The sequence below is a fragment of the Paenibacillus sp. PAMC21692 genome, from assembly GCF_014303795.1.
Taxonomy (GTDB): Bacteria; Bacillota; Bacilli; order Paenibacillales; family Paenibacillaceae; genus Pristimantibacillus; species Pristimantibacillus agaridevorans.
This window is the reverse complement of record NZ_CP060293.1, coordinates 3,042,501-3,054,426: the sequence shown is the minus strand read 5'-3', so window position 1 is coordinate 3,054,426 and position 11,926 is coordinate 3,042,501. Positions and strand designations below refer to the sequence as shown.

Sequence of the window (11,926 nt, the reverse complement as noted above, 5' to 3'; positions counted from 1 at the left end):
GTATCTCCCCCTCCCCGTTTATCGATGACACCCTGCCGTTTGTTATTGAAGCAAAGCTTTCAGACAAGCAACCGTCAACTTGGCCATATGACTTCCTGGAACTCTCTTGTTTCAGCCGATTTTCTAGCTTTCATGCACAGCAAGGCACTCAGCAGTGCTTCTTCAAAAGGGGTTTTGGATGGCGCCCCAAATCTGATTGTATCCAATAGACTTTCGCAGACAACGATGTCGCCGCCGCCATGAGTATCATTCCCAGGGGGAATTTCATACATTTCCCTTCGATTCGTGTGATGCATATAGACTTCAATCTTATTGGTGTAGTAGTCAAATTCCAAAGTGCCTTTGTAGCCCAAAAAACGAAATTTACGCGTAGCCGCATGATTCCGGGCAAAAAAGTTTTGTGAATAACTGGCATGCATACCGCCCTCATATTCAATAAGCGCGCTTCCGGAATCTTCATTCCCCGTATCCGTTGCAAAGCAGCACATGTCCCCGTGCACAGGCTCTCCTCTTCTACGATGCAGAATAGCGCTTTCAGGGCAGACTTCCTGTTCTTCACAGGATTCGCATGTCAATCCGGCGGGCTTGTTCCCTTTAAATATTTGCTTGGATTTCATCGCGCTGACCCAGGTAGGTTTCAGTTCTACAATAGATTGAATAAGATCAAAATCATGTGTTGCCTTCTGCAGAAACATCCCGCCCGTTTCGTTCTCATCCCGGTACCAATTCTGATAATAGACCGATCCATACGAGACATTGTTGATTGCCTGAACATGCTCGATTTTCCCCAGCTTTCCCGAGCTCACAATTTCCTTGGCCGCTTGACCAAGCGGGCTTAGCCGCAATGAAAATGGAACCGCGACAGCTGTCCTGCATCGTTCATATGCCGATTTTAGCGCCATTAAATCTGCTGCATTTGTGGAGACTGGCTTTTCAAGAATAATCGGAATTTTCTTCTTTAATACTTTTATTGCAATTTGTGCATGTGTCGAACATCTAGTTGCTATAATTACGCCGTCCAGTTGCTCGCGCTCTAACAATTCATCCGCTGTATCGTAAAAACGGATATGAGCGGCCGCGCCTCCCAGTTCATCAATTATCTCTTGCTTGCGGGGATCAACGATTGCACTGATCTTTACATTTTCATTTAACTTTACGATAAGGTCACTCAATACTCTCCCTCTGTATCCATATCCAATTACTGCTATATTAATCATTTTATTTTCCCCCAATTTTGTGATTATAGTGATAGCCTATATCCCGTCTATGTACTGCCATGTGTCGGCATCCAAACGGAAGTCGCCTGCAGCACAGCTTTCTGTCAACTGACTGATCGTGTAAGAGCCTATGATCGGATAAACGGCAAAAGGTTGCGACAACAAATAAGAAAGTGAAATCACAACAGGAGATATCCGATATTGTCTCGCCACTTCCAAAACCCGTTCAAGCTTATTAAAATTTTTCTCATTGTAATAAAGCTTGGAGAAAAGCTCCTTGTCCGGTGGAACGGCCTCGCCAAGACGATAACGTCCGCTAAAAAAACCGCCAGCTTGTGAGGCAAACGGTATAGCCGGCATTCCATGGAGCTCATGATAATTTTTCATCTCGTCATCCATATGCACGATGGTTTTATCCTCGAGATATTCGAGATTGGGTTGGCCAAGCTCCACAGCGGCTGATTCGCGCAAAATCCTTGTTTGTTATGTTGCTCAGCGTATGTTTGTGCCGCTTGAATCCGAGGCAGAGTCCAGTTAGAGCAACCGAAATAACGGATTTTCCCGACCTGGACCTGTTCATTCAATAAGTCGATCACCTCTTCTACCGGTCTGGCAGGATCGTCGCGATGTAGCCAATACAGATCCAGACAATCCGTTTGCAGGTTTTTAAGGCTATTATGCAAATCGGCTAAAATATCCATTCGTGACAATCGGAAGAAGTGTTCCGTTGTTGGGCAAGCTCCCTTCGTGCCTACAATTATCCGCTCATGGCGCTTGCTTAGTTTCAGCCATTTGCCATTACCTCCAAGATCAACATAAGCGTCCATTAAACGGAATGATTCTTTCTCATTGATCGTATTTCCGAGAAAGGCTGCTCCAAGACAAATAACGGAGGCATGCAAATCAGTCTTGTATATCGTTTGCTTGATCATCTTGAACGACTCCTGTATCGAGGATGAGCATTTGCGCAGTAGGCGTAATCAACAATATAATTATATCCATGCAATTAAATAGTGAGTTACAATAAGATGTGAATAAATGTCGTAATCGTGCGGAGGATGAGGCGTGAATTTACTGTTTGCAGAGGTGAAATTAGGGGAACGAACCATCAATTGGGCCTATAATGGCCGGTTGGATATGCACTTTGAAGGTTACTATCACTGGCATCAGCATTGCGAGATTCTGTTTATTCACGAAGGAACCGGATCAGTCATCGTTAATCAACAAACCTACGAAATTCGATCAGGAATGTTATTTCTATTCCCGCCTTATAAACTACATCGAGTGTATATGAAGGCAGGACCTGAGAATCCATACATCCGCACCAGCATTCATTTTGATCAAGATATCGTCATGCATAATTTAAGGGAATTCCCTTCGCGTCAGGCTTTTTTCAAAAATTTATGGCAGGGCCATATAGGAGCAACTGTTTTTGATCTTTCAGGAGTGATGGAACAGATTGAGCATTGTCTGTATTCCTTTAACAAATCCAAAGCAACGTTTGAAGATGAATCTGAGGAAGAAAACACTTTTTTATTTTTACTGCTGTTATCGATCATTCGCGATGCCGATACAGATGGAAGCTACAATTCTTACTCGCAAGATATAGCCAAGCCGGTGTTCTATTCGGAAATGATCATGCGGTGGATTGAAGAGCATTTTGCTGAGGAAGTGACCTTGGATCGTATCGCTGAATATGTACACTTATCAAAATTTTACGCAGCTCGCATATTTCGTGATGAAACAGGAAGCAGTATCGGAGAATATTTGACTGTTCGGAGAATACGTCAAGCCTGCCGTTTGCTGCATACTACAGATCTATCCGTGGAGCAGATAGGAATCAAGGTTGGGTTGCCTAGCACCCCTTACTTCATCCAATTATTCAAAAAAGCGATTGGAACTACTCCCTTAAAATACAGAAAAAATAATTAGAGAGTGTCAGAAAACTCTGACACTCCCTAATCTAGTGACGCTTTGCCTATGAAACAGGCTCATTTCTTGCCTTAATCGTTCTCGCATACTCCGACGGCGTCATCCCAACCATCTTCTTGAAGTGGCGCGAGAAGTAATGGACGCTGCTGTACCCGAGCAGATTCGATATTTCGGTCAAATTGAAGCTCTCTTCACGGATGTATTTTTTGGCATGTTCGATTTTCGTTTGATTGAGGTATGCGATGATCCCGATGCCGACAGATCGCTTGAACAGTATATTTATTTGAGTTCGGCTTATGTTGAAATGATCGCATAAGTCGTCCAGCGTTATTTTGCTCGATATATTTCGTTCCAAATATTGAATAATCTGCTTGCTCAAATTTTTACTCTGATTTTCACTCGTGGTTGATAACAGTGAGGATTGTGGGGTGTTCGTTCGTTCATTGCGAATAATCAAGATAAGCAACTGCTCCAGATAAATTTTGAATAGCTGCTCCGATGCAAACAATGCATCCGGTTTGGGCGTGATCGGGTACAGATTCAGTCCGAAGGAATGCAAACTTTCTTTCATCAACCGCGCTAACACCCCATGCTCGACTTGTCCTATGCGGAACAGCTTGTGTTCATCAAAAAACGTCATAGCCTCATTATCGCATCGAAACGTAACGATGAACAAATTGGGGGCTTTGTTTCCGGTGCTCTCCAGTTGATGGTATTCATTCGGACTATGAACGAGAATATTGCCCTGATTAAGCCGATAATAGCCCGATTCCGTATTGGCGTTCACTTCACCTTTATCCACGTAAACCATTTCCCAGAAATCATGACTTTCTCCGGTATATTGTTGTTGGTTGGACAACTCAAAATAGTAGCAGGTGTAAATATCGTGAACGACAATTTGTTCATTAAGCCTGTAAGGTATAATGTCCATCGTCAGCCCCCTCTGAGTTAAAGTATACATACTCCGTTCTATAATGCAATATAAAGTGCAAATATACCAATCCATTATCTAAATCAAGAACATGATTTAAGCGCTATCATGGTGACTGTCAGTTGAATACCAGATAAGGAGTTGATGGTACAATGATTAAAGTCGGATTGATCGGTTTAGGATCGATCGGACATGTGCACCTGGATGCCTACGCTCAGTTAGAGCGCGAGGGATTTCCGATTAAGCTGGTTGCCATATTCGATACCGATGAACAGAAGTTAAAGGGGAACAAGCAAGATAGCAACGTAGTCGATTCCAATGGGACATACGACTTGTCCAAGGTTTCCACGTTCACGGATGCAGATCTTTTTTTTCAGGAAGACATGGATATGGTAGATATAACGCTGCCCACATATTTGCATGACGAATTTACGATTCGGTCCTTGAACAAGGGACTTCACGTCCTGTGCGAGAAGCCGATTGCACTGAATTCGGACAACGGGGCGGCTATGCTGGAGGCGGCTGCAGCTACGGGGAAAAAGCTGATGATCGCGCATTGCCTTCGTTTCTGGCCGGAATATGAATATTTAAAAAGCGTGGTAGACAGCGCAACATATGGACAAGTAAAGGCGGCTACCTTCTTTAGAGGCGGCGGCGCGCCGACATGGTCTTATGAAAACTGGATGCTGCAAGTCGATAAGAGCGGCGGTGCGCTCGTTGATTTGCATATTCACGATGTAGATATGATCAACTTTTTATTCGGTAAGCCAGAGTCGGTATCGGCGCTGTGCAGCGATCACTATGATATTGTTTCCGCGCACTTCCGTTATTCCGACGGGAAGATCATTCACGCTGATGCCGATTTGTCGCTTCCGGGAGAATTCGGGTTCGCAATGACTTACCGTGTTCATATGGAAACGGCAACTCTTGTGTTTGAAGCTGGCCGATTAACCGTCTATCCGGCGAATGAGCCGGCCTGGGTTTATGAGCATGACGGGAATCTCGGCTATTATCGTGAAATTAAATATTTCGCTGAACGACTTTTGAACGACGAGGACATCATCACTTCTACTCCGGAGGATTCTCTTCTTGCGTTGCGTATCGTCGAAGCCGAGCGGAAATCAGCCAGCTCGAGTGGACAGTTTATACAGATCGACTAACTTATCACAATGAAGGAGGCAGTTAAGATGAATATCGGTGTTATTCATTTGCTTGATACAAGCAAGAAGGAAAATATGTTTCAGGTTGTCAGCCAATACGACTTTCGTGTCTGCCAGCTTTGCGGTTGGGACACGGCGCTTTGCACGCCAGAGGTCGCCGAACGAGTCGTGAAGGAAGCGCGCGAGGCGAACGTGCGCGTATGCGCTGTGTGGGCAGGTGTTCCAGGCCCAGGAGTATGGAACTTTATTGAGGGTCCCATCACACTGGGGCTTGTACCGGAGCAGTACCGCGAGGAAAGGATCAAAGCGCTAAAGGGATGGGCGGACTTCGCGACATGGATCGGCGCTCCTGCGATTATTACCCATTGCGGCTTTATTCCGGAGAATATGACAGATCCAGCATATCCGCAAGTCGTAGAAGCTATTCGAGAGGTGGCCGAATATTGCGAAAGCAAAGGAATCGGCTTCTGGTTCGAGACGGGTCAAGAAACGCCAATCGTGCTGCTTCGCACCATTGAACGAGTAGGCACATCCAATCTCGGCATTAACTTTGACCCGGCGAATCTGATTTTATACGGAAAAGGAAACCCGGTTGACGCACTTGATACGATCGGCCCCTACGTGCGCAATATTCACGTAAAGGACGGGCTGTATCCGACCAATGGCGACCATCTGGGACAAGAAGTGCAAGCAGGCGAAGGAAAAGTCAATTATCCAGTGTTCATGCGTAAGCTAAAAGAACTCGGATTCACTGGCGAATACATCATCGAACGCGAAATATCGGGTGAAGAGCAGCGTAAAGATATTTTGCAGACGACAAGCAACTTGAAGCTGTGGATGCAGGAGGCTTAACCTGACCATTTATTAAAGCTAACAGGTCATTCTGCCCCGCTTATCTTCGATTGTTCAACTACCTGGAGGGAACCATGCTCGTCGCTGCCTCCAGGTAGTTGCCTCCCAGTTGGTCACCCCAACCGTCGCATGGAACCCCGTACGACCCATGTCGCTACCCAGGGTGTTTGTGCAAACTCCCAAAATATGCAAAAAAACTCTCAGGATAATTCATCCTAAGAGCTTCATTTCGTAGTTGGTGCCGGTGAGAGGACTCGAACCTCCACGGTTTCCCTCACGATTTTGAGTCGCGCGCGTCTGCCATTCCGCCACACCGGCATTTTGAGAAGATAATGGCGCGGCCTAAGAGATTCGAACTCCTGACCTTTTGATTCGTAGTCAAACGCTCTATCCAGCTGAGCTAAGGCCGCACATTATGGTATTGTGGAGGCGCCACCCAGACTCGAACTGGGGGTAGAGCTTTTGCAGAGCTCTGCCTTACCACTTGGCTATGGCGCCAGAATAAAATGATGGAGCGGAAGACGGGAATCGAACCCGCGACCCTCGCCTTGGCAAGGCGATGCTCTACCGCTGAGCCACTTCCGCATTGATGGCTGGGGATCTAGGGATCGAACCTAGGAATGACGGAGTCAAAGTCCGTTGCCTTACCGCTTGGCTAATCCCCAACACTAGATACTTCGTTTGTGTGTGAGTTATGGGGCGATCGAGGGGAATTGAACCCCCGAATGTCGGATCCACAAACCGATGCGTTAACCACTTCGCCACGACCGCCACGCTACACACTAGATTAAATCTGGCAGGGGCAGCAGGAATTGAACCCACACCAAAGGTTTTGGAGACCTTTGTTCTACCTTTAAACTATGCCCCTACAAACTGGTGGAGGATGATGGATTCGAACCACCGAACCCGAAGGAAGAGATTTACAGTCTCCCGCGTTTGGCCACTTCGCTAATCCTCCAAAAAACAATGGTGCCGTCGAGAGGACTTGAACCCCCAACCTACTGATTACAAGTCAGTTGCTCTACCAGTTGAGCTACAACGGCAAAAATAAAATCATACTTGAATGGTGGCTCGGGACGGAATCGAACCGCCGACACGAGGATTTTCAGTCCTCTGCTCTACCGACTGAGCTACCGAGCCTTATGATGCCATAAATGGCGGAGCTGACGGGATTCGAACCCGCGGTCTCCTGCGTGACAGGCAGGCATGTTAGGCCTCTACACCACAGCTCCAGATCATTAATCTCGGACATCTCCGATGGTAATTGGTTGCGGGGGCAGGATTTGAACCTGCGGCCTTCGGGTTATGAGCCCGACGAGCTACCGAGCTGCTCCACCCCGCGTCATTAAGGAAATCCTATGGTGGAGGATGACGGGATCGAACCGCCGACCCTCTGCTTGTAAGGCAGATGCTCTCCCAGCTGAGCTAATCCTCCATGGTGAGCGACTTTTATATCATATCACATCTTTATGTATGATTGCAAGTCGTTTTTGAAGATTTTTTAAAGAAAAGTTGGTGACCCGTAGGGGATTCGAACCCCTGTTACCTCCGTGAAAGGGAGGTGTCTTAACCCCTTGACCAACGGGCCTTACTGGCAGAGAGGAAGGGATTCGAACCCTCGATACGTTGCCGTATACACGATTTCCAATCGTGCTCCTTCGACCACTCGGACACCTCTCTGTATGGCTCCCCGAACAGGACTCGAACCTGTGACAACTCGATTAACAGTCGAGTGCTCTACCAACTGAGCTATCAGGGAATATGTTTCAATGTTTGCACATTGAAAACTGGATACGAAAGTGTGCTGAATCTTTAGCTTGCTTACCGGTTGTATGACCAAATAAGCGATTAGGATAAGCCCTCGACCGATTAGTATTCGTCAGCTCCACACATTGCTGTGCTTCCACCCCGAACCTATCAACCTCGTCGTCTTCAAGGGGTCTTACATACTGGGAAATCTCATCTTGAGGGGGGCTTCACGCTTAGATGCTTTCAGCGCTTATCCCGTCCGTACTTGGCTACCCAGCGGTGCTCCTGGCGGAACAACTGGTACACCAGCGGTACGTCCATCCCGGTCCTCTCGTACTAAGGACAGCTCCTCTCAAATTTCCTACGCCCGCGACAGATAGGGACCGAACTGTCTCACGACGTTCTGAACCCAGCTCGCGTACCGCTTTAATGGGCGAACAGCCCAACCCTTGGGACCTACTTCAGCCCCAGGATGCGATGAGCCGACATCGAGGTGCCAAACCTCCCCGTCGATGTGGACTCTTGGGGGAGATAAGCCTGTTATCCCCAGGGTAGCTTTTATCCGTTGAGCGATGGCCCTTCCATTCGGTACCACCGGATCACTAAGCCCGACTTTCGTCCCTGCTCGACTTGTAGGTCTCGCAGTCAAGCTCCCTTATGCCTTTGCACTCTTCGAATGATTTCCAACCATTCTGAGGGAACCTTTGGGCGCCTCCGTTACATTTTAGGAGGCGACCGCCCCAGTCAAACTGCCCGCCTGACACGGTCCCCGTACCGGATTCACGGTACCAGGTTAGAACTCCGATACGATCAGGGTGGTATCCCAACGGCGCCTCCACCGAAGCTGGCGCTCCGGCTTCCTAGGCTCCCACCTATCCTGTACAGATCGTACCAAAGTCCAATATCAAGCTGCAGTAAAGCTCCATGGGGTCTTTCCGTCTTGTCGCGGGTAACCTGCATCTTCACAGGTATTAAAATTTCACCGGATCTCTCGTTGAGACAGCGCCCAATTCGTTACGCCATTCGTGCGGGTCAGAATTTACCTGACAAGGAATTTCGCTACCTTAGGACCGTTATAGTTACGGCCGCCGTTTACTGGGGCTTCGGTTCACAGCTTCGGGTTGCCCCTAACCGCTCCCCTTAACCTTCCAGCACCGGGCAGGCGTCAGCCCGTATACTTCGCCTTACGGCTTCGCACAGACCTGTGTTTTTGCTAAACAGTCGATTGGGCCTTTTCACTGCGGCCCCCTCGGGCTATTCACCCTACCGAGGCACCCCTTCTCCCGAAGTTACGGGGTCATTTTGCCGAGTTCCTTAACGAGAGTTCTTCCGCGCGCCTTAGCATGCTCTGCTCGCCTACCTGTGTCGGTTTGCGGTACGGGCACCATCACCTGGCTAGAGGCTTTTCTTGACAGCCGGAGTACATGACCTTCGCTACTGCAATTTTCGCTCCCCATCACAGCCCAGCCTAACGACTTGCGGATTTGCCTACAAGTCAGCCTCACTGCTTGGACGGGCTATTCCATCAGCCCGCGTCACTGCCCTTCTGTGTCACCCCATTGCTCATAACGGCTTACGGTGGTACAGGAATTTCAACCTGTTGTCCTTCCACTACGCCTTTCGGCCTCGCGTTAGGTCCCGACTTACCCTGAGTGGACGAGCCTTCCTCAGGAACCCTTAGGCTTTCGGCGGACAAGATTCTCACTTGTCTTTTCGTTACTCATACCGGCATTCTCACTTGAATACAGTCCACCAGTCCTCACGGTCCAACTTCAATCCGTATTCAACGCTCCCCTACCCAATGCAGCAAGCTGCAATGTCATAGCTTCGGTGGTGTGTTTAGCCCCGTTACATTTTCGGCGCAGAGTCACTCGACCAGTGAGCTATTACGCACTCTTTAAATGGTGGCTGCTTCTAAGCCAACATCCTGGTTGTCTGTGCAACTCCACATCCTTTCCCACTTAACACACACTTGGGGACCTTAGCTGATGATCTGGGCTGTTTCCCTCTTGACAATGGATCTTAGCACTCACTGTCTGACTCCCGGTAAGCATGTCAATGGCATTCGGAGTTTGACTAGACTTGGTAACCCTTGGCGGGCCCCGCACCCAATCAGTGCTCTACCTCCACGACACTCATAACCGAGGCTAGCCCTAAAGCTATTTCGGGGAGAACCAGCTATCTCCGAGTTCGATTGGAATTTCTCCGCTACCCCCACCTCATCCCCGCACTTTTCAACGTGCGTGGGTTCGGGCCTCCAGTGCGTGTTACCGCACCTTCACCCTGGACAGGGGTAGATCACACGGTTTCGGGTCTACGACCACGTACTATAATCGCCCTATTCAGACTCGCTTTCGCTGCGGCTCCGGCTTTCCACCTTAACCTTGCACGTAATCGTAACTCGCCGGTTCATTCTACAAAAGGCACGCCATCACCCATTAATAGGGCTCTGACTTCTTGTAAGCGCACGGTTTCAGGTTCTTTTTCACTCCGCTCCCGCGGTGCTTTTCACCTTTCCCTCACGGTACTGCTTCACTATCGGTCACCAGGGAGTATTTAGCCTTGGCAGATGGTCCTGCCGGATTCCGACGGGGTTTCACGTGTCCCGCCGTACTCAGGATACACCTCGGAGAGTGCTTGCTTTCGGTTACAGGGCTTTTACCTGCTATGGCGGGCCTTTCCAGACCTCTTCGCCTACCAAACACCTTTGTAACTCCATGTGAGATGTCCTACAACCCCAAGGAGCAAGCTCCTTGGTTTGGGCTAATCCGCGTTCGCTCGCCGCTACTGACGGAATCACTTTTGTTTTCTCTTCCTCGGGGTACTTAGATGTTTCAGTTCCCCCGGTATGCCTCTTCTTGAGCTATGTATTCACTCAAGAGTAACTGGACATTACTCCAGCTGGGTTTCCCCATTCGGAAATCCCCGGATCAAAGCCTGCTTACGGCTCCCCGAGGCGGTATCGTTGTTCGCCACGTCCTTCTTCGGCTCCTGGTGCCTAGGCATCCTCCGTGCGCTCTTACTAGCTTAACCTAGTATTTGCTGCGATCGCTTCTCCGAATTACTTCGGAAAATACGGCCGCTTTTAATCCAGCTAAAGGATGTTTCAGCAGAAGATTTTCATCTTCTTTTACTTTCGTTATCCAGTTTTCAAGGTGCAAATTCGCACATACTCCCTAAGGGGATGTGCTTGGTGGAGCCAAGCGGGATCGAACCGCTGACCTCCTGCTTGCAAGGCAGGCGCTCTCCCAGCTGAGCTATGGCCCCGTATGGGATCAACACTTCAGTGATGATAATGGTGGGCCTTAGTGGACTCGAACCACCGACCTCACCCTTATCAGGGGTGCGCTCTAACCAGCTGAGCTAAAGGCCCTCAGTTATTCCGTTTTGAGTTTCTTCGATCGAGTTTCCGATACTCTCCCAGCGGGAGAGGCAACGGAGCCTACTTCTCGAAGTTACCCGCTTGGCGACGTCCTACTCTCCCAGGACCCTGCGGTCCAAGTACCATCGGCGCTGGAGGGCTTAACGGTCGTGTTCGGTATGGGAACGCGTGGTTCCCCTCCGCCATCGCCACCAAACGGATAGTGATGCGAAAGATCATTGATCTTTCAAAACTGACAACGAGCGAGCAACTTCCTGCCTGAGAGTTACTGCTATGGAAGCATTGCTTCCTATCCAGTCATCATCGTGACTGGGTAGTTCCTTAGAAAGGAGGTGATCCAGCCGCACCTTCCGATACGGCTACCTTGTTACGACTTCACCCCAATCATCTACCCCACCTTCGGCGGCTGGCTCCCTTGCGGGTTACCCCACCGACTTCGGGTGTTGTAAACTCTCGTGGTGTGACGGGCGGTGTGTACAAGACCCGGGAACGTATTCACCGCGGCATGCTGATCCGCGATTACTAGCAATTCCGACTTCATGCAGGCGAGTTGCAGCCTGCAATCCGAACTGAGACCAGCTTTGATAGGATTGGCTCCACCTCGCGGTTTCGCTTCCCGTTGTACTGGCCATTGTAGTACGTGTGTAGCCCAGGTCATAAGGGGCATGATGATTTGACGTCATCCCCACCTTCCTCCGGTTTG

The 11,926-nt window shown here is 49.0% G+C and carries 7 protein-coding genes, 18 tRNA genes and 3 rRNA genes (1 of these 28 running past the window's edge); 3 read left to right on the top strand and 25 right to left on the bottom strand.

All coding sequences use genetic code 11. The annotated features are described in order from the left end of the window. Window positions 1-74: 74 nt before the first annotated feature. From H7F31_RS12000 to H7F31_RS11990, 3 genes are read right to left on the bottom strand one after another with little or no spacing between them, the layout of a single operon-like run. Window positions 75-1,217, bottom strand: a complete 1,143-nt coding sequence (locus tag H7F31_RS12000) for a Gfo/Idh/MocA family protein (protein ID WP_261800392.1) — start codon at window positions 1,215-1,217, stop codon at window positions 75-77. Between the two features lie 36 nt (window positions 1,218-1,253). Continuing rightward, complete coding sequence (locus H7F31_RS11995; protein WP_187104357.1) at window positions 1,254-1,616, bottom strand: aldo/keto reductase; 363 nt, start codon at window positions 1,614-1,616, stop codon at window positions 1,254-1,256. Next, window positions 1,601-2,149 (bottom strand): aldo/keto reductase, encoded by a 549-nt coding sequence (locus H7F31_RS11990; RefSeq protein WP_187104356.1) that lies wholly within the window; start codon window positions 2,147-2,149, stop codon window positions 1,601-1,603. Before H7F31_RS11990 ends, H7F31_RS11995 begins: the two co-directional genes overlap by 16 nt. A 133-nt stretch (window positions 2,150-2,282) precedes the next feature. Here H7F31_RS11990 and H7F31_RS11985 point away from each other — a divergent pair, with 133 nt between their 5' ends. Continuing rightward, window positions 2,283-3,149, top strand: a complete 867-nt coding sequence (locus H7F31_RS11985; RefSeq protein ID WP_187104355.1) for a helix-turn-helix domain-containing protein — start codon at window positions 2,283-2,285, stop codon at window positions 3,147-3,149. A 46-nt stretch (window positions 3,150-3,195) separates the two neighbouring features. On the opposite strand, the gene H7F31_RS11980 is transcribed toward H7F31_RS11985, so the two are convergent. Next, entirely contained in the window at window positions 3,196-4,080 is an 885-nt protein-coding gene (locus H7F31_RS11980; RefSeq protein WP_187104354.1) for an AraC family transcriptional regulator, read from the bottom strand. Window positions 4,081-4,232: 152 nt separating this feature from the next. Here H7F31_RS11980 and H7F31_RS11975 point away from each other — a divergent pair, with 152 nt between their 5' ends. Continuing rightward, window positions 4,233-5,240 (top strand): Gfo/Idh/MocA family protein, encoded by a 1,008-nt coding sequence (locus H7F31_RS11975; protein WP_187104353.1) that lies wholly within the window; start codon window positions 4,233-4,235, stop codon window positions 5,238-5,240. A gap of 27 nt (window positions 5,241-5,267) precedes the next feature. Further along, entirely contained in the window at window positions 5,268-6,092 is an 825-nt protein-coding gene (locus tag H7F31_RS11970) for a sugar phosphate isomerase/epimerase family protein (RefSeq protein ID WP_187104352.1), read from the top strand. 236 nt (window positions 6,093-6,328) lie between these two features. Here H7F31_RS11970 and H7F31_RS11965 read toward each other — a convergent pair. The 21 genes from H7F31_RS11965 to H7F31_RS11865 form a co-directional block, all read right to left on the bottom strand. Then, window positions 6,329-6,410: transfer RNA gene (locus tag H7F31_RS11965), tRNA-Leu, on the bottom strand. A 15-nt stretch (window positions 6,411-6,425) separates the two neighbouring features. Further along, window positions 6,426-6,502 (bottom strand) — tRNA-Arg (locus H7F31_RS11960). 14 nt (window positions 6,503-6,516) lie between these two features. Further along, window positions 6,517-6,590: transfer RNA gene (locus H7F31_RS11955), tRNA-Cys, on the bottom strand. A 12-nt stretch (window positions 6,591-6,602) separates the two neighbouring features. Then, window positions 6,603-6,677 (bottom strand) — tRNA-Gly (locus H7F31_RS11950). A gap of 5 nt (window positions 6,678-6,682) precedes the next feature. Continuing rightward, window positions 6,683-6,757 (bottom strand) — tRNA-Gln (locus H7F31_RS11945). Window positions 6,758-6,787: 30 nt separating this feature from the next. Then, window positions 6,788-6,863: transfer RNA gene (locus H7F31_RS11940), tRNA-His, on the bottom strand. 23 nt (window positions 6,864-6,886) lie between these two features. Continuing rightward, a tRNA-Trp gene (locus tag H7F31_RS11935) sits at window positions 6,887-6,960 on the bottom strand. A gap of 6 nt (window positions 6,961-6,966) precedes the next feature. Beyond that, window positions 6,967-7,050, bottom strand: a tRNA-Tyr gene (locus H7F31_RS11930). Window positions 7,051-7,059: 9 nt separating this feature from the next. Further along, a tRNA-Thr gene (locus tag H7F31_RS11925) sits at window positions 7,060-7,135 on the bottom strand. A 21-nt stretch (window positions 7,136-7,156) separates the two neighbouring features. Beyond that, a tRNA-Phe gene (locus tag H7F31_RS11920) sits at window positions 7,157-7,232 on the bottom strand. Window positions 7,233-7,247: 15 nt separating this feature from the next. Then, window positions 7,248-7,324 (bottom strand) — tRNA-Asp (locus H7F31_RS11915). A gap of 33 nt (window positions 7,325-7,357) precedes the next feature. Then, window positions 7,358-7,434: transfer RNA gene (locus tag H7F31_RS11910), tRNA-Met, on the bottom strand. 17 nt (window positions 7,435-7,451) lie between these two features. Next, a tRNA-Val gene (locus H7F31_RS11905) sits at window positions 7,452-7,527 on the bottom strand. Window positions 7,528-7,605: 78 nt separating this feature from the next. Further along, a tRNA-Glu gene (locus H7F31_RS11900) sits at window positions 7,606-7,680 on the bottom strand. A gap of 4 nt (window positions 7,681-7,684) precedes the next feature. Beyond that, window positions 7,685-7,772, bottom strand: a tRNA-Ser gene (locus H7F31_RS11895). 3 nt (window positions 7,773-7,775) lie between these two features. Continuing rightward, window positions 7,776-7,851 (bottom strand) — tRNA-Asn (locus tag H7F31_RS11890). 90 nt (window positions 7,852-7,941) lie between these two features. Further along, window positions 7,942-10,874 (bottom strand): 23S ribosomal RNA (locus H7F31_RS11885). Between the two features lie 158 nt (window positions 10,875-11,032). Continuing rightward, window positions 11,033-11,108: transfer RNA gene (locus H7F31_RS11880), tRNA-Ala, on the bottom strand. Window positions 11,109-11,137: 29 nt separating this feature from the next. Next, window positions 11,138-11,214, bottom strand: a tRNA-Ile gene (locus H7F31_RS11875). 88 nt (window positions 11,215-11,302) lie between these two features. After that, a 5S ribosomal RNA gene (gene rrf, locus H7F31_RS11870) occupies window positions 11,303-11,419 on the bottom strand. Between the two features lie 129 nt (window positions 11,420-11,548). Continuing rightward, window positions 11,549-11,926: ribosomal RNA gene (locus tag H7F31_RS11865) — 16S ribosomal RNA — on the bottom strand (it continues 1,177 nt past the right edge of the window). The 16S, 23S and 5S rRNA genes sit together here with 18 tRNA genes alongside, the layout of an rRNA operon.